The organism is Pseudomonas neuropathica (assembly GCF_015461835.1).
Taxonomy (GTDB): Bacteria; Pseudomonadota; Gammaproteobacteria; order Pseudomonadales; family Pseudomonadaceae; genus Aquipseudomonas; species Aquipseudomonas neuropathica.
In genome coordinates this window covers 423,691-442,961 of record NZ_JACOPX010000002.1, presented here as the reverse complement: position 1 = coordinate 442,961, position 19,271 = coordinate 423,691, and the positions used below count along the sequence as shown (strand labels likewise).

Sequence of the window (19,271 nt, the reverse complement as noted above, 5' to 3'; positions counted from 1 at the left end):
CATCCCGAACTCAGCAGTGAAACGATGCATCGCCGATGGTAGTGTGGGGTTTCCCCATGTGAGAGTAGGTCATCGTCAAGATTAAATTCCGAAACCCCAATTGCGAAAGCAGTTGGGGTTTTGTTTTGCCTGCAGGAAAGTTCGTACAGCATTCACGGACGCCGTCCGGCTGTCACAACCTGCCGACAATGCTAAGGTTCTGCCCTGGCTTTCGTACTTTCCAAGGAATCCTTTATGCCGGACGCTCAGTCCCTCAACGCTGCATTCATGGTCGTCCAGAGCAACAGCCTGGATGAACTGCGCAGCCTTGTGATCAGCATCATGCGGCGCTATCCGCTGGCTCCCCTGGAAAACGAAATTGCCTTGGTGCAGAGCAACGGTATTGCCCAATGGCTCAAATTGGCTTTGGCCGAAGACCCTGAGGAAGACGACCTTGGCGGTTGCGGTATTGCCGCAGCGATTGATGTGCAACTGCCAGGCAGTTTCATGTGGCAGCTCTACCGCATGGTATTGGGCCGAGATGAAATTCCTCCCAAATCCCTGCTCGATAAAGCCCCGTTGACCTGGCGCCTCATGCGCCTGCTTCCCCAGGTCATTGATCGTCCGCATTTTGAGCCGTTACAACGCTTCCTCACCCATGACACCGACCTGCGCAAGCGCTATCAATTGTCCGAACGCTTGGCGGATCTGTTCGACCAGTATCAGGTGTACCGGGCTGACTGGCTTGAAGACTGGGCAGAAGGCCGGCATCAATTGCGCAATGTCAGAGGTGAGGTAAAACCTCTCCCCCCGACCAGTTGCTGGCAAGCTGAGTTGTGGCGTGCGCTGCTGGATGACGTAGGCGAACAGGGTATGGCGCAGAGTCGCGCTGGCGTTCATCAACGGTTTATCGAGCGCATCAACAACCTCTCCGAGGCTCCTGCGGGACTGCCTTCACGAGTGATCGTTTTCGGGATTTCTTCGCTGCCAGCCCAAGTGCTTGAAGCGCTGGCCGGGCTCGCGCGTTTCAGTCAGGTTCTGCTGTGTGTACACAACCCGTGCCGCCACCATTGGGCCGACATTGTCGCCGACAAGGATCTGCTGCGGCATCAATACAAACGGCAATCGCGCAAGACCGGAATGCCAGCAGTGCTGGATCCTGAAACACTGCATCAACACGCCCATCCACTATTGGCTGCGTGGGGCAAACAGGGCCGAGACTACATCAACCTGCTCGACAGTTATGACGATCCCAATAGCTATCGGGCGGCTTTTCGCGACGGCCGCATAGACCTGTTCAGCGAAACTCAGCCACACAATCTGCTCAATCAACTCCAGGACGACATCCTGGAGTTGCGCCCACTCAATGAAACCCGTGAACACTGGCCTGCAGTCGATCTGGCGCATGACGAGTCGATCCGCTTTCATATTGCCCACAGCGCTCAACGTGAAGTCGAAATACTGCATGACCAGCTCCTGGCACGCTTCAGTGCCAACCCGGATCTGCGTCCGCGCGATGTGATCGTCATGGTGCCTGACGTCGATAGCTATGCTCCGCATATCCGCGCAGTATTTGGTCAGCTTGACCGGCATGATTCGCGGTTTATCCCCTTCACATTGGCGGACCAGGGACAACGTGGCCGTGATCCACTGCTGATCGCGGTCGAACACCTGCTCAAGCTTCCCGACAGTCGTTTCCCGGTCAGTGAAATTCTCGACCTGCTCGACGTTCCTGCACTCCGCGCGCGCTTTGGTGTGGAGGAGCGCGACCTGCCGACACTGCATCGCTGGATCGAAGGCGCGGGTGTGCGCTGGGGCATGAATGCCGAGCAGCGAGCGGGTCTGGGTTTACCCGACGAGCTTGAGCAAAACAGTTGGCATTTCGGCCTGCGTCGCATGCTTCTAGGCTATGCCGTCGGCAGTGCCAATGCATGTGAAGGGATTGAACCCTACGATGAGATCGGCGGACTCGACGCCGCACTGATCGGACCGTTGGTGGCTCTGCTCGATGCGCTGGAGCTCGCCCACCAACAGCTCACCCAACCCGCTCAACCCAAGGAGTGGGGATACCGTTTGCAGGCCCTGATGCAACTGTTCTTCAAGGCCAGTAACGAGCATGACGACTACTTGTTGACCCAACTCGAAGAGCTGCGTGAAACCTGGCTGGAAACCTGTGACGCTGTAGGTCTGGCGGATGAGCTACCACTGACCGTGGTTCGTGAAGCCTGGCTCGCCGGTCTGGACCAAGGGCGTTTATCTCAGCGCTTTCTGGCTGGTGCCGTGAATTTTTGTACGCTGATGCCCATGCGTGCCATACCGTTCAAACTGGTCTGCCTGCTGGGAATGAACGACGGAGACTATCCACGCGCACAGCCGCCGCTGGACTTCGACCTGATGGGCAGCGATTACCGTCCGGGAGATCGCTCACGACGTGAAGATGACCGTTATCTTTTGCTTGAGGCGCTTTTGTCGGCGCGAAATCAGCTGTACATAAGCTGGGTGGGGCGCAGCATCCGCGATAACAGTGAGCGACCCGCCTCCGTGTTGATTGGCCAACTGCGCGATCACCTCGCCAGCGGTTGGCGATTGCCCGACGAAAATCGTGATCTGTTGAGTGCCATGACCCAAGAGCATCCACTGCAACCGTTCAGTGCGCGCTATTTTCATGAAGGTGATCAACTCTTCAGCTATGCCAGCGAATGGCAGGTTCTGCATCAACAGCATGAGTCTCAAAACGAAGCACAGGTGCTGACGCCTTATGTACAAGATGAGCCCCTGAGCCTGGCGTTGTTGCAGGACTTTTTGCGCAACCCGGTCCGGCACTTTTTTACCCAACGTCTCAAAGTGTATTTCGAAGCGGCCGAAGCCCCCCTGGCCGATGAAGAACCCTTCGTGCTGGACGCATTGCAGCGTTACACGCTCAGCGACAGCCTGCTCGAAGCTGCTCTCAGGCAACCGGACAATGTCGAACAGGCGCTGACTGCCCAGGCACGACGTCTGCAAAACAGCGGTCTGTTGCCAATGGCGGGGTTTGGCGAGTGCCTGCAACGAGAGCTGATCGAACCTCTGCCGGATCTACTGCAGCGTTATCAGCAATTGCTGACACTGTGGCCGACCCCGTTGAGCAGTGCCACGCCGGTCAACCTTGAATTGCAGGGCTTGCGACTCGAAGGCTGGCTCGCCGGTTTGCATCAGCGTGCTGACGGTGGCCTGTTGTCGGTCACGACCATTCCCAACAGCATTGGCTCGATAAAAAGCCGTAAATGGCATCGTCTGATCAAACCCTGGGTCAATCATCTGGTGGCCTGCGTCAGCGGATTGTCCCTGAGTACCGCACTGGTGGCCAGCGACGATACGTTGCTGCTTGAGCCGATGGAACCAGATCGGGCGATACGTTTCCTCGGCGATTTGCTCCTCGCCTGGCAAGCCGGGATGCGACAGCCACTGCCGATTGCAGTAAAAACCGCTTTCGCGTGGCTCTCTCAGACCGACCCGCTGAAGGCCGAAGCGGCTGCCCGCAAAGCCTATGAGGGCGATGGGCAGACCAGCGAAGGCGAGCGCCGCGAGAGTCCGGCACTGGCCCGGCAATATGCCAACTTCGATGCATTGCTTGCGGACGAAACATTCTCCGGTTGGTGCGACGCCTTGTATCGCCCATTGTTCGAAGCACCATGGCGATCACTGTCCAGCGAAGGGACACGCTCATGAGCACGAAGACACCGCTTGCTCTGGCTTTCCCCCTGCGTGGCAGCCAGTTGATCGAAGCCAGTGCCGGGACCGGTAAAACCTTTACCATTTCGGCTTTGTATCTGCGGCTTATCCTCGGGCATGGTGACGAGGCGTGTGGATTCGGCCGAGAATTGTTGCCACCACAGATTCTGGTGGTGACCTTCACCGATGCCGCGACCAAGGAACTGCGTGAGCGCATACGCACGCGTCTGGCTGAGGCCGCTCGATTCTTTCGTGACGAAACGCCTGCGCCCGACGCGCTGATCGCCGAATTGCGTGATCAATTCGACTCCCCACAATGGCCCGGTTGCGCCAACCGCCTCGATGTCGCCGCGCAATGGATGGACGAGGCAGCTGTCTCGACGATCCACAGTTGGTGTCAGCGCATGCTGCGTGAGCATGCGTTCGACAGCGGCAGCTTGTTCACCCAATCCCTGGAAACCGATCACAGCGAGTTGCTCGGCGAAGTGCTGCGCGATTACTGGCGGCTGTTCTGTTATCCGATGCAGGGCGATGCCTTGAATTGGGTTCGCAGCAATTGGGGTGGGCCGGCGGCGTTGTTGCCTCGCGTACGCGGCCTGTTCGCCAGTGAGCGCGACAGCGACGAGGGCAAGGCGCCCGCGCAGTTGATTGATGAATGTCTGCAAGAACGCCGTGCGGCGCTGATCGAACTGAAAATGCCCTGGCGCCAGTGGGCAGATGAGTTGCTCGCCATCTGTCACCAAGGCGTCGCCAGCAAGACCGTCGATGGCCGCAAGATGCAGGCGCGTTACTTTGAACCCTGGTTCGATAAGCTCAAGGCGTGGGCTGAAGACGAGTCCCTCGAGCAACTGGATATCGGCACCGGTTTCACCCGCCTGACCCCCGACGGAATGGCCGAAGCGTGGAAAGGTCAGGCTCCAAGTCACCCGGGCCTTGATGCCATGCCGAAGCTCAAGTCGAGCCTCGATGCATTGCCAACCCCTGATGCCGCGGTGCTGCAACATGCCGCCAAATGGGTAGGCACACGCTTTGAAGAGGAGAAGCGGCGGCGCGCAGAGATGGGTTTCGACGACATGCTGTTGCGCCTTGATGCCGCTCTGCAATTCGACGGGGGCGAACGTCTTGCGACGTTGATTCGCGAGCAGTTCCCGGTCGCGCTGATCGATGAGTTTCAGGACACCGACCCGGTGCAGTATCGAATCTTCGAAAGCATCTATCGCATCGAAGACAATAGTCCTGAAACCGGCCTGTTCCTGATTGGTGATCCGAAGCAGGCGATCTACGCTTTCCGCGGTGCAGACATCTATACCTACCTGCGCGCGCGTCAGGCCACCACTGGCCGGCTGCATACGCTGGGCACCAACTTCCGTTCCAGCCACGGCATGGTCAACGCGGTCAATCATGTTTTCGCACGCGCCGAGTCCCGAGAGCAGGGCCGCGGGGCGTTTTTGTTCCGCGAGAAAAACGGCGACAACCCGGTGCCGTTCCTCCCCGTCGAATCTCAAGGTCGCAAGGAACAGCTGCAAGTTGCCGGGCAAGCTGTCGCGGCGTTGAATGTCTGGCACTTGTCCACCGACCAGCCACTGTCAGGTGCGGTCTATCGTCAGCAGTTGGCGGCAGCGTGCGCCAGCGAAATCACCTCGCTGCTCAATGGTGGGCAAAACGCTAGCGCAGGGTTTATTCAGGACGGCAAAGACTTCAGAGGCCTGAGGCCGTCCGACATCGCGATTCTCGTGCGCGATGGCAAAGAGGCCCAGGCCGTACGTGGAGAACTCGCCGCCCGTGGCGTGCGCAGCGTTTACCTGTCGGACAAGGATTCGGTATTCGCGGCACAAGAAGCCCACGATTTGTTGTCCTGGCTCAAGGCCTGTGCCGAGCCGGATGTCGAACGCTCCCTGAAAGCCGCATTGGCTTGCATCACCCTGAATCTGCCATTGGCTGAACTGGAACGTCTGAACCAGGACGAACTGGTCTGGGAAACCCGGGTCATGCAGTTCCGTGGCTATCGCGAGCTATGGCGCAAGCAAGGCGTGCTGCCGATGTTGCGCCGCCTGCTGCACAACTTCCATCTGCCGCAAACCTTGATGACGCGCACCGATGGCGAGCGTGTCCTGACCAACCTTTTGCACCTGTCGGAATTGATGCAGCAAGCAGCAGCAGAGCTGGACGGTGAACAAGCGCTTATTCGCCATCTGGCTGAACTGCTGGCAGTGTCTGGCCAGACCGGCGAAGAGCAGATTCTGCGTCTGGAAAGTGATGAGCAATTGGTCAAGGTCGTGACCATCCACAAGTCCAAAGGCCTGGAATATCCATTGGTGTTCTTGCCGTTCATTTGTTCGGCAAAACCCGTGGATGGCAGTCGCCTGCCACTGCATTACCATGATGCAGAGGGCAAGGCTCAGGTGAGTTTGAAACCAACTGCCGAGTTGGTAGCGCAAGCTGACGATGAGCGTCTGGCCGAAGACTTGCGCTTGCTCTACGTTGCGTTGACTCGCGCACAACATGCCTGCTGGTTGGGCGTGACGGATCTCAAACGGGGTAATAACAACAGCTCGGTGCTGCACCTCTCGGCGCTGGGTTATCTGCTTGGTGGCGGCGCATCGCTTGGCGAGTCCAGCGAACTGAAACGCTGGCTGCAAGACCTGCAACAGGATTGCCCGGCTATTCATATCGATGAAATGCCCCAACCCACTGACGAGCATTACCAGCCGCCACGCAATGACGCCGTGCTGAGTGCCACACTGTTGCCCAAGCGCAAGGCCAGCGAAAACTGGTGGATCGCCTCCTACAGCGCTCTGCGGATCAGCGACGTGTTGAGTGGCGGCAGCGATGAAGCACCGGACAGCCCGCAAGCGCAAAAGCTGTTTGATGACGAACGCCTCGACCCCGATGCTCCACGGGAAATCATTGCCGGCGGTGCCGATATTCACCGCTTTCCGCGCGGCCCCAATCCCGGAACGTTTCTCCACGGTTTGCTGGAATGGGCCGGAGATGACGGCTTTGCCGTTTCACGCGAGGCGCTGGAGGATGCGATTGCCCGACGCTGCAACCTGCGCGGTTGGGAGGGTTGGATCACCACCTTGAGTGACTGGTTGCAGCATTTGCTCAAATCGCCACTGCCGATTGCCGGCGGGCAGCCACCGGTTGTACTCGAACAACTGAAGCAGTATCGGGTCGAGATGGAGTTCTGGTTCGCCAGCCATAAAGTCGATGTAGTCAAACTCGACGAACTGGTGCGTCAGCACACGCACTTGGGCGTAGCCCGCGTGGCAGCCGAACCGGTGCAACTCAACGGCATGTTCAAAGGTTTCATCGACCTGACCTTTGAACACGATGGCCGTTATTACGTGGCGGACTACAAATCCAACTGGCTCGGCGTGGATGATCTGGCTTACACCGAGCAGGCCATGGAACAGTCGATCCTCGACAACCGCTATGACCTGCAATACGTGCTGTACCTGTTGGCGTTGCATCGCCAGCTCAAGGCACGGCTGCCTGATTACGATTACGACCGGCATGTTGGCGGCGCGTTGTACCTGTTCCTGCGCGGTACTCGCGCGGACAGTCGCGGTGTGTATTTCGCTCGTCCGCCCCGTGAGCTGATCGAGCGTCTCGACCGGATGTTTCAAGGCAAACCCGAACCCAAGACCGAACCCGCCTGGGAACAGGGAGTCCTGCTATGAGCCGCACCTTTGCCGACCTGCTACCGACACCGTTGGCAGCCGACAGTCTGTCGAGGCTGTCGCCGCTGACCAGCGCGGATGATCTGTTGATACTGCTGACTCGTTGGGTCGAGCGCGGCTGGCTGCGTGCGCTGGACAAAGCGTTTGTCGGGTTCCTGCACGAACTTGAGCGCGGCACGGATCCACTGGTGCTGCTCGCGGCCGCCCTGACCAGCCATCAACTTGGCCACGGTCATGTCTGTCTCGATCTGTACGAAACCCTGAAAGCTCCCGACTTTGCTCTGTCGCTGCCGCCCGAAGGGGACGTGCAAGGTGGTGTGTTGCTGCTGCCTTCGCAATTGCTCGAGGCGCTGGATGGCGCGCACTGGTGCAAGGTTCTGGCGGGCAGTTCTCTGGTCGCACTGGCGGCCGATAGCAGTGATTCGGCACAGCAGCGCCCGCTGGTGTTGTCGGGCAAGCGCCTGTACTTGCGACGCTACTGGGCCTACGAACGGCGGATTGATACGGCGTTGCGTCAGCGTCTGCAACAGGTTGAGCCGACACCGGACGATCTACCGCAGCGACTGAGTGAGCTGTTCGGATCCGCCAAGGCGGGAGCAGTGATCGACTGGCAGAAGCTCGCCTGTGCCCTCGCCACTCGCGGCGCCTTCAGCATTGTCACCGGCGGGCCGGGCACCGGCAAAACCACCACCGTGGTGCGTTTGCTGGCCTTGCTTCAAGCACCCGCCGTAGCCACCGGCCACCCGCTGCGGATTCGTCTGGCGGCACCGACAGGCAAGGCGGCGGCGCGGTTGACCGAGTCCATCAGCCAACAGGTGCAGTCGCTGAAAGTCACCGAAGAGGTGCGGGCGAAGATTCCTTGTGACGTCACCACCGTGCATCGTCTGCTGGGCAGCCGTCCCGGCACCCGCCATTTCCGCCACCACGCCGGCAATCGTTTGCCACTGGATGTGCTGGTGGTCGACGAAGCCTCGATGATCGACCTGGAAATGATGGCCAATCTGCTCGATGCCTTGCCACCCCATGCACGCCTGGTCTTGTTGGGCGACAAGGACCAACTGGCCTCTGTGGAGGCCGGCGCTGTGCTGGGGGATTTGTGCCGTGACGCCGAGGGTGGCTGGTACAGCCCGCAGACCCGACAGTGGCTGGAGTCAGTCAGCGGTGAGTCGTTGCAGGACAGCGGCTTGCATGAAGACTTCGATGGCGCTCACCCGCTGGCCCAGCAGGTGGTCATGCTGCGCCACTCCCGGCGCTTCGGCGAGGGCAGCGGGATCGGTCAGCTCGCGCGTCGGGTCAATCAACAGTTGCCGGATGAAGCGCGTCAGTTGCTCACCGCCGGACACCATGACGATGTGTATTCGTTGCCGCTCAAGGGTGAACACGATCACAAGCTGGAGCGCCTGCTGCTGGAAGGGCACGGCGACGGCCCGCAGGGTTACCGCGATTATCTGAGTGTGCTGCGTGATCAGCGCCCACCCTCGGGCCGGCCCCTCGAACATCCGGACTGGGTCGTTTGGGCCCGCGAAGTCTTGCAAGCTTTCGACACTTTCCAGTTGCTGTGCGCCGTGCGCAAAGGGCCATGGGGTGTCGAAGGCCTGAATCAACGAATCACCGCCGCATTGCTCAAAGCACGTCTGATTGAAAACGATCAGCAATGGTACGAAGGCCGTCCGGTTCTGATGACTCGTAACGATTACGGTCTGGGCTTGATGAACGGCGACATCGGGATCGCCCTCAAGCTGCCCGAGCGCGAAGGTCCAGACGCGGGCAAAGCGGTGTTACGCGTGGCGTTCCCGCGCAACGATGGCCAGGGCGGCGTGCGCTTTGTGCTGCCCAGCCGCCTGAATGACGTAGAAACCGTCTACGCCATGACGGTACACAAGTCCCAGGGCTCGGAGTTTGCCCACACGGCGCTGATCCTGCCGGATGCCTTGAACCCGGTGCTGACCAAAGAATTGATCTACACCGGCATCACCCGCGCCAAGCACTGGTTCACCCTGATCGAATCCCGCCCGGGGGTGTTCGAGGAGGCAGTGCAGCGCAAGGTCAAACGCCTGAGCGGGCTGATGCTGGAACTGGAGGAGGGCGCCGTGCCTCGGGGGTGAAAATCCAGACGATTGACGACGATTACTGACCGACCGGTCAGAGGTCGCTGTCTCGCTGGCGTTCCAGTGCTGTGCTATCGTTGCGGCATCATTTCGCTACGATCCAAGAGAATCCCTGCATGAAGGTGTCTGTCTGGGCGACAGAGCGCGTAGTTGCCTGCAAGCACGCGTTGCTTGTCGGTCTGCTCTGGTTGTTGACGGGGGCGGCTGTCGCACAGTCGCAAGCGCCGACGGGCATGGCCGAACAACGGGCCAAATCTGTCACTCAGGTTGTTCTTGGCATTCTCAGCTACGCGCGCTGGCCGGTGGAACCGGCGCAATTGCGCTTGTGCATCGTCGGCCCCACTGAATACACCGATGATCTGGTCAAAGGCACCACTCAAGCCACCGGCCGGCCGGTGACCGTACGTCGCCTGCTGGCCGACAACCCGGCCATCGTCAGCGACTGCGATGCGGTGTACATCGGCAAACTCACGGTGGATGAGCGCGCTCGCTTGTTCGCTTCGCTGATCGGTCATCCGGTGCTGAGCATCAGCGAAGGCGGCGATCAGTGCACGGTCGGCAGTCTGTTCTGTCTACGCGTTGGCGATGAACAGGTGTCTTTCGAGGTCAACCTCGACTCTGTTGCCCGCAGCGGCGTGCGTATTCATCCAAGCGTGCTGCAATTGTCGCGTCGCAAACCGGCGGCGCCATGAAACTGTTCCGAGCGGAAAAACGCGCGACGTTGGGGGCGGTCATCGGCCGAGGGCATTTGATTGTCGCACTGGTGGGCGTGGCGATGGCCAGTGTTTCGCTGACTTTGCTCGGTGTATTGGCGTTACGGGTTTACGCCGACCATAACCTGCACTTGATCGCCCGTTCGATCAGCTACACCGTGGAAGCTGCGGTGGTGTTCAACGACAAGACGGCCGCCAACGAATCGCTGGCGCTGATTGCTTCCGCCGAAGAGGTCGCTGATGCCCAGGTGCTGGACAGCCAGGGACAACTGCTCGCGCATTGGCAGCGTCCGGAAAACGGCTTGTTCTCTGAGCTGGAAATGCAGATCACCCGCGCCGTCCTGGAAAAACCCATCAGCCTGCCGATCGAGCATCAGGACCGTGAAATCGGTCGCGTATTGCTCACTGGTCATGGTGGTAGTCTGATGCGCTTTCTGCTCAGTGGTCTGGCGGGGATCATCCTCTGTACCGCGATCAGCGCCTGGGTCGCGCTCTACCTGGCGCGGCGCCAGTTACGCGGCATCACCGGCCCCCTGCGCAGCCTGGCCGCCGTGGCCCACGCCGCACGTAGTGAACGCGCGCTGGACCGCCGCGTGCCGCCGGCGCAGATCGCCGAACTCGATAATCTCGGCAATGACTTCAACGCCTTGCTCGACGAACTGGAGTCGTGGCAAACCCATCTGCAAAACGAAAATGAAACCCTCGCTCACCAAGCCAGTCACGATAGCCTGACCGGTTTGCCAAACCGCGCCTTTTTCGAAGGGCGGTTGATCCGCGCGTTGCGCAATGCCGGCAAACACGATGAGCGCGTGGCCGTGTTGTTTCTCGACAGTGACCGTTTCAAAGGCATCAACGACAACTTCGGCCACGCCGCCGGTGATGCGGTGTTGGTGGCCGTGGCCAACCGCGTTCGTGCGCAGTTGCGCGAAGAGGATCTGGTGGCCCGGCTGGGCGGTGACGAGTTCGCTGTTCTGCTTACGCCGCTGCACAAAGTCGAAGATGCCGAGCGGATTGCCGACAAGATCCTCGCCAGCATGGACATGCCCATCGCGTTGCCGGGCGACACCAGTGTGGTGACCTCGCTCAGTATCGGCATTGCGGTTTTTCCCGATCATGGTGTCACGCCCGGGGTCTTGCTCGATGCCGCCGATGCGGCGATGTATCAAGCCAAGCGCCTGTCGCGCGGCGCCCAATTCACGGCCGGGGCGGAGCACCCGGTCGATTCCGTGCAAACCAGGAGCTGACTCTCGTGTCCACACTGACCATTCGATCTTTTTACGCTGTGCTGTTGATGGCCGTACTGGCCCTGACCGGTTGCCAGACCGCGCCGCAAAAAGGCCTGACCCCGGCGCAAGTTGCGGTCCTCAAACAACAGGGCTTTGAACTGACTGACGAGGGCTGGGAGTTTGGCCTGTCCGGCAAAGTGCTGTTTGGCAGCGACGTCGAAAGCCTGAATACGCAAAGCACCGAGATCGTCGAACGCATCGGCAAAGCATTGCTGGGCGTCGGTATCGAGCGCGTGCGCGTCGATGGTCACACCGATGCATCGGGCAAGGAAACCTACAACCAGCAACTGTCCCTGCGCCGTGCGAAAAGTGTTGCCAACGTCCTGCGCACAGTCGGCATGAGGGACGAAAACATCCAGCTGCAGGGCCTGGGCAGCAAAGAGCCGGTGGCGTCCAACGATACGGCAGCCGGTCGCACGGAAAACCGCCGGGTCTCGATTGTGGTCAGCGCCGACTAGTCGGCGAACTGCATGTCGCGGGTCTGCCCCATCAGCAGACTCTGATTACGCTCGGTCACCTCACGGATGTAATCCCACAACAGGGTGATCCGTTTCAGCTTGCGCAGATCCTCCCGGCAGTACATCCAGAACTGCCGGGTGATGTCGATGTCCTCCGGCAACACCGGCAGCAGACGCGGATCCTGCGCGGCGAGGAAGCACGGCAGAATCGCCAGAGAACGCCCCTGCTGTGCGGCGACGAACTGCGCGATCACGCTGGTGCTGCGCAAATGCGCGCTGGCGCCCGGCAACACGTTCGCCAGGTACAGCAGCTCCGAGCTGAACGCCAGGTCATCCACATAACTGATGAATTGATGCTTGCTCAAATCGGCCGGGCGGCGGATCGGTGGATGTTTGTCCAGATAGTCTTGGGTTGCGTAGAGCTGCAAACGGTAGTCGCATAATTTGCAGCAGACGTACGGTCCATGCTCCGGGCGTTCCAGAGCAATGACGATATCGGCCTCGCGCTTGGACAGGCTGATGAAGTGCGGCAGCGGCAGGATGTCCACCGAGATCGCCGGGTAGGCGTCGACGAAATGGCTCAGCTGCGGGGTGATGAAAAAACTGCCGAAGCCTTCGGTGCAACCCATGCGCACGTGCCCGGAGAGTGCAACGCCAGAGCCGGATACCTGCTCGCAGGCCATGTGCAATGTGCTTTCAATCGACTCGGCATAACCGAGCAAGCGCTGACCTTCGCTGGTCAGGACGAAGCCGCTGGTGCGCGACTTTTCAAACAACAGCGTGCCGAGTGCCGCTTCCAGCGAACTGATCCGCCGCGACACCGTGGTGTAGTCGACAGCCAGCCGTTTGGCCGCGGTGCTGGCCTTGCGGGTGCGGGCGACTTCGAGGAAAAACTTGAGGTCGTCCCAGTTCAGCGAACCTAGAGAGGTGATGTTTTTTTGCATGATGGACGGGCTTATATGTGCGTTCTTATTAGAAGTTTGCACATCTATACTCCAAAAACAGTCCGACAACCAATTCGTGACACACGCCTCATCTCAAGGCGAACCCTTCGCCTTGGCTCCTACGATAAAAACAAGTTTCGGAGACCAGCATGAACGCATCGCTTACGCCCAACGAAACCACGGTCCAGAAGGTCAAGCTGCTGATCAATGGCGAGTGGGTCGAGTCGCAGACCACCGAATGGCACGACATCGTCAACCCGGCGACCCAGCAAGTGCTGGCCAAAGTCCCGTTCGCCACCGCCGCTGAAGTCGATGCTGCCGTCAGCGCCGCCCAGCGCGCCTTCCAGACCTGGAAACTGACCCCGATCGGCGCACGCATGCGCATCATGCTCAAGCTGCAAGCGTTGATCCGCGAACACTCCAAACGCATCGCCGTGGTCCTGAGCGCCGAGCAAGGCAAAACCATTGCCGACGCCGAGGGCGATATTTTCCGTGGTCTGGAAGTGGTCGAGCACGCTTGCTCGATCGGCAGCCTGCAGATGGGCGAGTTTGCCGAGAACGTCGCCGGCGGCGTCGATACTTACACCCTGCGTCAGCCGATCGGCGTGTGCGCCGGCATCACGCCGTTCAACTTCCCGGCGATGATTCCGCTGTGGATGTTCCCGATGGCCATCGCTTGCGGCAACACTTTCGTCTTGAAGCCTTCGGAGCAGGATCCGCTGTCGACCATGTTGCTGGTGGAACTGGCAATCGAGGCCGGTGTTCCGGCGGGCGTGTTGAACGTGGTTCATGGTGGTAAAGATGTGGTCGATGGCCTGTGCACGCACAAGGACATCAAAGCCGTGTCCTTCGTCGGATCGACCGCTGTCGGCACTCACGTTTACGACCTGGCCGGCAAGCACGGCAAACGCGTGCAATCGATGATGGGCGCGAAGAACCACGCCGTGGTGCTGGCCGATGCCAATCGTGAGCAGGCGCTGAATGCGCTGGTCGGCGCCGGTTTCGGTGCCGCCGGGCAACGTTGCATGGCCACCTCGGTGGTGGTGCTGGTCGGCGCGGCGAAACAATGGCTGCCAGATTTGAAAGCGCTGGCGCAGAAACTCACCGTCAACGCCGGTAACGAGCCCGGCACCGATGTTGGTCCGGTGATCTCGAAAAAAGCCAAAGCACGAATTCTCGATCTGATCGAAAGCGGCATCAAGGAAGGCGCCAAGCTGGAACTGGACGGTCGCGACATCAAGGTGCCGGGTTACGAGCAGGGCAACTTTGTCGGCCCGACCCTGTTCTCGGGCGTGACCACCGACATGCAGATCTACACCCAGGAAATCTTCGGTCCGGTGCTGGTGGTGCTGGAAGTCGACACCCTTGATCAGGCGATTGCGCTGGTCAACGCCAACCCGTTCGGCAACGGCACCGGCCTGTTCACCCAGAGCGGTGCGGCGGCGCGTAAATTCCAGACGGAAATCGACGTCGGCCAGGTGGGCATCAACATCCCGATTCCAGTGCCGGTGCCATTCTTCAGCTTCACCGGTTCGCGCGGCTCGAAACTCGGCGACCTCGGCCCGTACGGCAAGCAAGTGGTGCAGTTCTACACGCAGACCAAAACGGTCACGGCGCGCTGGTTCGATGACGACAGCGTCAACGACGGCGTGAACACCACCATCAACCTGCGCTGAGGAATCGATCATGAAAATCGCATTTATCGGTCTGGGCAACATGGGCGCGCCGATGGCGCGCAACCTGATCAAGGCTGGCCACTCGCTGAATCTGGTCGACCTGAACAAAACCGTGCTGGCGGAGCTGGAGCAACTGGGCGGCAGCATTCGTGCTTCGGCCCGTGAAGCTGCTGAAGATGCCGAACTGGTGATCACCATGCTGCCGGCGGCGGTGCATGTGCGCAGCGTCTGGCTCGGTGAGGACGGTGTGCTGGCTGGCATTCGCCAAGGTGTGCCAGCGGTGGATTGCAGCACCATCGATCCGCAGACCGCTCGCGATGTGGCTGCCGCTGCGGCGAAACAAGGCGTGGCCATGGCCGACGCGCCGGTGTCCGGTGGCACCGGTGGCGCGACGGCGGGGACGCTGACCTTCATGGTCGGCGCCACCCCGCAACTGTTCGCCACCCTGCAACCGGTGCTGGCGCAAATGGGCCGCAACATTGTGCATTGCGGCGAAGTCGGCACCGGGCAGATCGCCAAGATCTGCAACAACCTGCTACTGGCGATCTCGATGGTCGGTGTCAGCGAAGCGATGGCGCTGGGCGATGCGTTGGGCATCGACACCTCGGTGCTGGCCGGGATCATCAACAGCTCGACCGGGCGTTGCTGGAGTTCGGAGATGTACAACCCGTGGCCGGGCATCGTCGAAACGGCGCCGGCCTCGCGCGGTTATACCGGTGGATTCGGTGCGGAACTGATGCTCAAGGATTTGGGTCTGGCGACCGAGGCGGCGCGTCAGGCGCACCAACCGGTGGTGCTCGGCGCGGTGGCGCAGCAGTTGTATCAGGCGATGAGTCAGCGTGGGGATGGCGGCAAAGATTTCTCGGCGATCATCAACAGCTATCGCAAGCCTGCAATAGAAGGACAGCGCTGAACGAACTGTGGGAGCTAGCCCGCTAGCGATGGCTGAGTGTCAGGCAACCATTCTTTGCCAGATCCACCGCAATCACTAGCAGGCTAGCTCCCACAGGGGACTTGCGTGTATCAGACATTGTTTGCCGGGAAATCACGTCGGGTGATCTCCCGGCTTTTTTGCATCAGGCAAACACGAAATATTTGCGCACAGTCTCAACCACTTCCCACGTACCTTTCATGCCCGGTTCAACCACAAAAATATCGCCGGCACGCAAATGGATCGGCGCCATGCCGTCCGGGGTGATCACGCAGTAGCCTTCCTGGAAATGGCAGTACTCCCACTTCACATAATCAACGCGCCACTTGCCTGGTGTGCAGATCCACGTGCCCATGATCTTGCTGCCGTCTTCGCTGGTGTAGGCATTGAGGTTGACGGTGTGCGGGTCGCCTTCGAGTTTTTCCCATTTGCAGGCATCGAGTACCGGCAGCGGATGGGTGTCGCGCAGAACAGTGATAGGGGCGGTCGCGGTCATGAGGACTCCGGGCAGTGGGCTTGAGAAATGAACTCGCACCCTATAGCGCCCGGTCAGTGCTCAGTTGTCTGGGGTCGACATCGAACTGCTCAGAAACGCGCGCGGGCTCAGAGTTTTTCCAGCGGGCATTCGGCTCGGGCCTGTTCGAGGCTGGATTCGAATACCTCCAGTTGCGCGAATTGCCGGGTGAGTTCGGCCAGAGTGTTGCTGATTTCGCGTTTCTTCGCTTCGATGGCCTGCTGCGCACGTGCCCAAGGCATTGCCTCACCCTGATGGTCGGCGAAAATCACCTGCAATTCCTTGAGACGAAAACCCATGTCTTTGGCGCATTTGATGAACACCAGCAACTCGACGGTCTGCTGATCGTAGAGGCGGTAATTGCCCTGCCGCCGGGGCTTGGGCAGCAGGCCGATCGATTCGTAATGCCGGATGCTTTTAATGGTGGTGCCGGAGCGTTGCGCGGCTTGGCCGATGTACATAAAAGTCCTTTTTCAGTGGGAAACAGCGCGCTGCATTATCAGCAGAGTCAGTGAGCGGCGATAGCCTGTGCCTGCCGTAGCCAAGTTTTTCGCTGGTGGTCACTTGAGCCAAGTACCGGGCCAAACGTCAGGGTGCGCAACGGTTTGATCCCGCAGAATTCCAGCGTGGTCTTGCGTACCTGATGCAGACCGGGCATGCGATAAAACCAGCGGTAGTACCAGGGCGGCGTGTCCATGGTCACCAGTAAATGCGCGGTGCGCCCCTTCAGCAGCTTATCGGGGAAGGCTTTGCCTTTACGGTATTTGAAGGCGAAACCGGGCAGGAACACTCGGTCAAAAAAGCCTTTGAGCAACGCCGGAATGCCACCCCACCAGATCGGGTAAACCAGCGTCAGGTGTTCGGCCCAAAGGATGTCGGACTGCGCCACGCTCAAGGCCTCTTCCAGCGCCTGGATCTGTCGATAACCTTCGCGCAGCACCGGGTCAAAATCCAGTTCGCCGAGGCGTAACTGACGAACTTCGTGGCCGGCGTCGATCGCTGACTGGACGTAACGCTCGGCCAGTGCGGCGCAGAAACTGGCGCCGGATGGATGGCCGAGAATCAGCAGAATGCGTTTGCCCATCGTCGTTGTCCGTGCTGAAGAAAAGCCTAGGATGAAGTCTGCCCCTTAGGGGAGAGTCAAGGCGTGCAGCAGGGCTTTGGCGTAACCGGGCAGGGCGGTGAAATCCTTGGCGCACAGCATCAACGTGCGGCGCGCCCAGGGTTCGTTCAATGTCACGCTGTTGAATGAGCGCTGCCCCGCGCGTTCGACGGCGGCCAGCGGCACGATGGCCAGCCCGGCGCCACGGCCGACCATGCGCATTACGCCATCGAAACCGTCGGCACGGATACGCACCTGCATTCGCGCGCCGCTGTGCAGGGCTTGTTCCTCCAGGTAAATCGCCAGAGCGCTGTCGGCGCTGAGTCCTACGAAGTCATGGTGCAAAGCGTCGCTGAAACTGACCTCAGTGGCGTCAGACAATGGGTGGTCGAGAGGCAGAATCAGCACCAGCGGATCGTCGCGAAATGGCTGGGTCTGCAGGTCGCTGGTGTCCACTGCGTCGGACACAATCCCTAAATCCGCCGCACCCTGGCGCAGGGCGTGGGTGATGCGCGCGCTGGGCAGTTCCTGCAAGTCGATGTCGAGATTGGGGTGATCGCGCAGGAAGTCCGCGAGTACTTCCGGCAGGTATTCGGTGATCGCCGTGGTGTTGCACAGCAAGCGCACCTGACCTTTGACGCCTTGGGCGTAGTCGGCCAGATCCTGCTGTAGGCGTTCGGTCTGTTGCAGGAGGATGCGCGCGTGTTGGGCCAGCGCCTTTCCAGCCGGCGTCGGTGTGACGCCGCGTCGGCCGCGTTCGAGGAAATCGACGCCAAGCGAGGCTTCCATGGCACGGATCCTTGCACTGGCGGCGGCCAGGGATAAATGGCTGCGGGCGGCGCCGGCGGTGATGTTGCCGGTGTCGAGGATGTGCAGGTAGAGGCGCAGGTCGGTGAGGTCGAAGTGCATGATTGGCAGCCTCTGGTTTTTGTGGTGTCTGGGCTGGCTCCATCGCTGGCAAGCCAGCGATGAGGCCGACAGCTTCAAAAAAATATCAGCCTCTTGTCCAGCAAGAGGCAGCATCAGTATATGGCAGATTTTCAGCCAACCCTGACTGGCGCAGAGTAGCGCCATGCACACACTCACAGATTTCTACCAACACCTCGGCCTGGCCCTGTCTATGCTGGTCATCGCGACCTTCATTGTTGCCGGCCTGATCAAAGGCGTGATCGGCCTCGGCCTGCCCACTGTCGCCATGGGCTTGCTCGGTCTGGCTATGGCGCCGTCGCAGGCAGCCGCGTTGCTGATCATCCCGGCCACCCTGACCAATGTCTGGCAACTGGCATTCGGCGGGCACTTGAAAGGACTGGTCAAACGCCTGTGGCCGATGCTGCTGATGATCTTCTTCGGCACCGCAATCGGCACGTTATCGATCGGTATGGCGGGCGGGCATTGGGTGGTGCGCGGGTTGGGCGCGGCGCTGTTGCTCTATGCGTTGAGTGGCTTGTTTCTGCCAACGCTGAGCGTCAATCCGCGCCATGAAGGCTGGCTCGGTCCGGCGTGCGGTTTGATCACGGGTGTCATCACCTCGGCCACCGGCGTCTTCGTGATTCCTGCGGTGCCGTACCTGCAAGCGCTGGGCTTGAGTCGCGATCAACTGGTGCAGGCGCTGGGCCTGTCATTCACCGTTTCGACGTTGGCACTGGCCGCTGGATTGCTCTGGCGTGGTGCCCTCGGTGGCGGCGAGCTGAGTGCTTCGCTGGTGGCGCTGATCCCGGCCATTCTCGGTATGTTGCTGGGCCAATGGCTGCGCGAACGGATCAGCGCCGTGTTGTTCAAACGGGTGTTCTTTGTCGGTATGGGCGCGCTCGGCGCGCATTTGTTGATCAGCGGTTAGCCGAGGCTTCGCTGAGCATTTCGATCTGGCGGATATCGAAATCGCGCTCCAGATAGTCCATGCGCTGTTCAAAGAAAGCCTTCATGTGCGGCAAATTCGAATGCACGTCCAGGTGCGCCTGGGAGGCCCAGATCTCGTAGAAGATAAACAGCGTCGGATCTTCCTTATCACGCAGCATGTGGTACTCGATGCAACCTGGCTCCGCGCGGCTCGGTTCGACGTAGGCGCGAAACAGCGCTTCGAAAGCCACGGATTGTTCCGGGCGGGTCTTGGCGTGCAGGATAAAACCCAAGCGTTCACTCATTACAACGACTCCTCACATTCAGAAT

General features: G+C 60.1%; 15 protein-coding genes and 1 rRNA gene. 10 read left to right on the top strand and 6 right to left on the bottom strand.

The window, feature by feature from the left end:
* The 7 genes from rrf to H8F23_RS04010 all read left to right on the top strand — a co-directional run.
* Window positions 1-81 (top strand): 5S ribosomal RNA (gene rrf / locus H8F23_RS29435); the annotation flags it as partial.
* Between the two features lie 153 nt (window positions 82-234).
* Window positions 235-3,687 carry an exodeoxyribonuclease V subunit gamma gene (recC, locus tag H8F23_RS04035; protein ID WP_194933484.1) on the top strand — a complete coding sequence of 1,151 codons (3,453 nt, stop codon included), beginning with the start codon at window positions 235-237 and terminating at the stop codon, window positions 3,685-3,687.
* Window positions 3,684-7,373 carry an exodeoxyribonuclease V subunit beta gene (gene recB / locus H8F23_RS04030; protein ID WP_194933483.1) on the top strand — a complete coding sequence of 1,230 codons (3,690 nt, stop codon included), beginning with the start codon at window positions 3,684-3,686 and terminating at the stop codon, window positions 7,371-7,373. The genes recC and recB overlap by 4 nt, the downstream gene beginning before the upstream one ends.
* The gene (gene recD / locus H8F23_RS04025) at window positions 7,370-9,478 is read left to right on the top strand and encodes an exodeoxyribonuclease V subunit alpha (RefSeq protein WP_194933482.1); all 2,109 of its coding nucleotides are present in this window, start codon (window positions 7,370-7,372) and stop codon (window positions 9,476-9,478) included. Before recB ends, recD begins: the two co-directional genes overlap by 4 nt.
* A gap of 119 nt (window positions 9,479-9,597) precedes the next feature.
* Window positions 9,598-10,173, top strand: a complete 576-nt coding sequence (locus H8F23_RS04020; RefSeq protein WP_194933481.1) for a YfiR family protein — start codon at window positions 9,598-9,600, stop codon at window positions 10,171-10,173.
* Window positions 10,170-11,438 carry a diguanylate cyclase domain-containing protein gene (locus tag H8F23_RS04015; RefSeq protein ID WP_194933480.1) on the top strand — a complete coding sequence of 423 codons (1,269 nt, stop codon included), beginning with the start codon at window positions 10,170-10,172 and terminating at the stop codon, window positions 11,436-11,438. The genes H8F23_RS04020 and H8F23_RS04015 overlap by 4 nt, the downstream gene beginning before the upstream one ends.
* A 47-nt stretch (window positions 11,439-11,485) precedes the next feature.
* Window positions 11,486-11,938, top strand: a complete 453-nt coding sequence (locus H8F23_RS04010) for an OmpA family protein (protein WP_194933492.1) — start codon at window positions 11,486-11,488, stop codon at window positions 11,936-11,938.
* On the opposite strand, the gene H8F23_RS04005 is transcribed toward H8F23_RS04010, so the two are convergent.
* The gene (locus tag H8F23_RS04005; RefSeq protein WP_194933479.1) at window positions 11,935-12,882 is read right to left on the bottom strand and encodes a LysR family transcriptional regulator; all 948 of its coding nucleotides are present in this window, start codon (window positions 12,880-12,882) and stop codon (window positions 11,935-11,937) included. The two genes, H8F23_RS04010 and H8F23_RS04005, sit on opposite strands and share 4 nt — an antisense overlap.
* A gap of 149 nt (window positions 12,883-13,031) precedes the next feature.
* On the opposite strand from H8F23_RS04005, the gene H8F23_RS04000 reads away from it, so the two are divergent.
* Both H8F23_RS04000 and mmsB read left to right on the top strand, forming a co-directional pair.
* The gene (locus H8F23_RS04000) at window positions 13,032-14,558 is read left to right on the top strand and encodes a CoA-acylating methylmalonate-semialdehyde dehydrogenase (RefSeq protein WP_007911618.1); all 1,527 of its coding nucleotides are present in this window, start codon (window positions 13,032-13,034) and stop codon (window positions 14,556-14,558) included.
* Window positions 14,559-14,568: 10 nt separating this feature from the next.
* Window positions 14,569-15,471, top strand: coding sequence for a 3-hydroxyisobutyrate dehydrogenase (mmsB, locus tag H8F23_RS03995; protein WP_150691775.1), 903 nt, complete (start codon window positions 14,569-14,571; stop codon window positions 15,469-15,471).
* Window positions 15,472-15,634: 163 nt separating this feature from the next.
* Here the strand turns inward: mmsB and H8F23_RS03990 are convergent, their stop codons facing one another.
* From H8F23_RS03990 to H8F23_RS03975, 4 genes are all read right to left on the bottom strand, one after another.
* On the bottom strand, window positions 15,635-15,985 hold the full coding sequence (locus tag H8F23_RS03990) for a cupin domain-containing protein (RefSeq protein ID WP_016770579.1): 351 nt from the start codon (window positions 15,983-15,985) through the stop codon (window positions 15,635-15,637).
* Between the two features lie 107 nt (window positions 15,986-16,092).
* Window positions 16,093-16,464 (bottom strand): MerR family transcriptional regulator, encoded by a 372-nt coding sequence (locus H8F23_RS03985; protein WP_038357439.1) that lies wholly within the window; start codon window positions 16,462-16,464, stop codon window positions 16,093-16,095.
* A gap of 47 nt (window positions 16,465-16,511) precedes the next feature.
* Entirely contained in the window at window positions 16,512-17,087 is a 576-nt protein-coding gene (locus H8F23_RS03980) for an NAD(P)H-dependent oxidoreductase (RefSeq protein ID WP_095114179.1), read from the bottom strand.
* A 45-nt stretch (window positions 17,088-17,132) separates the two neighbouring features.
* Window positions 17,133-18,014, bottom strand: coding sequence for a LysR family transcriptional regulator (locus H8F23_RS03975; protein ID WP_150691776.1), 882 nt, complete (start codon window positions 18,012-18,014; stop codon window positions 17,133-17,135).
* A 163-nt stretch (window positions 18,015-18,177) separates the two neighbouring features.
* Between H8F23_RS03975 and H8F23_RS03970 the strand changes: the two genes are divergently transcribed.
* Complete coding sequence (locus tag H8F23_RS03970; protein ID WP_194933478.1) at window positions 18,178-18,942, top strand: sulfite exporter TauE/SafE family protein; 765 nt, start codon at window positions 18,178-18,180, stop codon at window positions 18,940-18,942.
* Here the strand turns inward: H8F23_RS03970 and H8F23_RS03965 are convergent.
* Window positions 18,932-19,246 carry a putative quinol monooxygenase gene (locus H8F23_RS03965; protein ID WP_194933477.1) on the bottom strand — a complete coding sequence of 105 codons (315 nt, stop codon included), beginning with the start codon at window positions 19,244-19,246 and terminating at the stop codon, window positions 18,932-18,934. The two genes, H8F23_RS03970 and H8F23_RS03965, sit on opposite strands and share 11 nt — an antisense overlap.
* Window positions 19,247-19,271 lie beyond the last annotated feature (25 nt).

Excerpts from the sequence above, each read along its gene's own strand:
- recC (WP_194933484.1), top strand. The coding sequence starts at position 235 with ATGCCGGACGCTCAGTCCCTCAACGCTGCATTCATGGTCGTCCAGAGC.
- H8F23_RS04005 (WP_194933479.1), bottom strand. The coding sequence starts at position 12,882 with ATGCAAAAAAACATCACCTCTCTAGGTTCGCTGAACTGGGACGACCTC.
- H8F23_RS04020 (WP_194933481.1), top strand. The coding sequence starts at position 9,598 with ATGAAGGTGTCTGTCTGGGCGACAGAGCGCGTAGTTGCCTGCAAGCAC.
- H8F23_RS03965 (WP_194933477.1), bottom strand. The coding sequence starts at position 19,246 with ATGAGTGAACGCTTGGGTTTTATCCTGCACGCCAAGACCCGCCCGGAA.
- H8F23_RS04000 (WP_007911618.1), top strand. The coding sequence starts at position 13,032 with ATGAACGCATCGCTTACGCCCAACGAAACCACGGTCCAGAAGGTCAAG.
- recB (WP_194933483.1), top strand. The coding sequence starts at position 3,684 with ATGAGCACGAAGACACCGCTTGCTCTGGCTTTCCCCCTGCGTGGCAGC.
- mmsB (WP_150691775.1), top strand. The coding sequence starts at position 14,569 with ATGAAAATCGCATTTATCGGTCTGGGCAACATGGGCGCGCCGATGGCG.
- H8F23_RS03990 (WP_016770579.1), bottom strand. The coding sequence starts at position 15,985 with ATGACCGCGACCGCCCCTATCACTGTTCTGCGCGACACCCATCCGCTG.
- H8F23_RS03975 (WP_150691776.1), bottom strand. The coding sequence starts at position 18,014 with ATGCACTTCGACCTCACCGACCTGCGCCTCTACCTGCACATCCTCGAC.
- H8F23_RS03980 (WP_095114179.1), bottom strand. The coding sequence starts at position 17,087 with ATGGGCAAACGCATTCTGCTGATTCTCGGCCATCCATCCGGCGCCAGT.
- recD (WP_194933482.1), top strand. The coding sequence starts at position 7,370 with ATGAGCCGCACCTTTGCCGACCTGCTACCGACACCGTTGGCAGCCGAC.
- H8F23_RS04015 (WP_194933480.1), top strand. The coding sequence starts at position 10,170 with ATGAAACTGTTCCGAGCGGAAAAACGCGCGACGTTGGGGGCGGTCATC.
- H8F23_RS04010 (WP_194933492.1), top strand. The coding sequence starts at position 11,486 with ATGGCCGTACTGGCCCTGACCGGTTGCCAGACCGCGCCGCAAAAAGGC.
- H8F23_RS03970 (WP_194933478.1), top strand. The coding sequence starts at position 18,178 with ATGCACACACTCACAGATTTCTACCAACACCTCGGCCTGGCCCTGTCT.
- H8F23_RS03985 (WP_038357439.1), bottom strand. The coding sequence starts at position 16,464 with ATGTACATCGGCCAAGCCGCGCAACGCTCCGGCACCACCATTAAAAGC.